1 protein-coding gene is annotated in these 740 nt (G+C 49.7%); it reads right to left on the bottom strand.

What is annotated here, in order from left to right; translation table 11 throughout:
* On the bottom strand, positions 1–740 hold a 740-nt coding region (locus tag I6E80_RS20330; RefSeq protein WP_197186324.1), incomplete at both ends, for an Ig-like domain-containing protein.

Here is a 740-nt window from a genome sequence, read left to right as displayed (position 1 = left end):
TCGCCCACGTTTTGAATGGTGAGCGTTGGCGCTTGCGTGTCGATGGTAGTGGTGTCACTCACTGTGGTTTCGTTGCCAACACTGTCGCGTACACTTACTTCAATGGTGCTTTGACCTTCACTTAATGGTGTCGCTGGTGTGGCACTCCAGTTGCCATCCGCATCCACAAGCGCGGTGATGGTTTGTGGATTACCATCACTGTCGGTCACTACAATAGTGACTTGCGCGCCTTCCCCCGCATCACTTGTGCCGCTAATAACCGGTGTATTGCTGTCACTTTGTGCTGCAACCTCAACAGTAAGCATTGGCGGTGTGTTATCAAAGTCATCTGAGCTAATTGTACGGGTATTACCTGCGGCATCGGTCGCTGTTGCGATCACTGATCCAACATCAAGTAAAGATACATCTAATCCAACTAATGACCAGTTGCCATCCGCATCCGTTGTAGTGGTATATGTTGCACCAATACCACCGCCTACCAGTTGCTCGGTAATGGTAATTTCACTGCCTGCAGGCAAATCAGAGGTGCCGCTTAGAGTAATTAACAAACCAAGTTCAAACGTTGGTGTAAAGGCAAGTGCCGGTGGGGTTACATCTACTTCGCCACCGTCCGTGCCAGTACCTGTGTTGCCTGCGGCATCGGTAATGCTGGCGCTGACGCTGTAATTACCTTCAGCTAATGTACCTGTTGGTGTCGCACTCCAGTTACCATTAACATCGGTTTGTACATCAATGCTTTG

It is taken from the genome of Pseudoalteromonas sp. NSLLW218, from assembly GCF_015864775.1.
Classification (GTDB): Bacteria; Pseudomonadota; Gammaproteobacteria; order Enterobacterales; family Alteromonadaceae; genus Pseudoalteromonas.
Note: the sequence above shows the minus strand (reverse complement) of the source record. Positions and strands in the feature narration are given on the sequence as shown.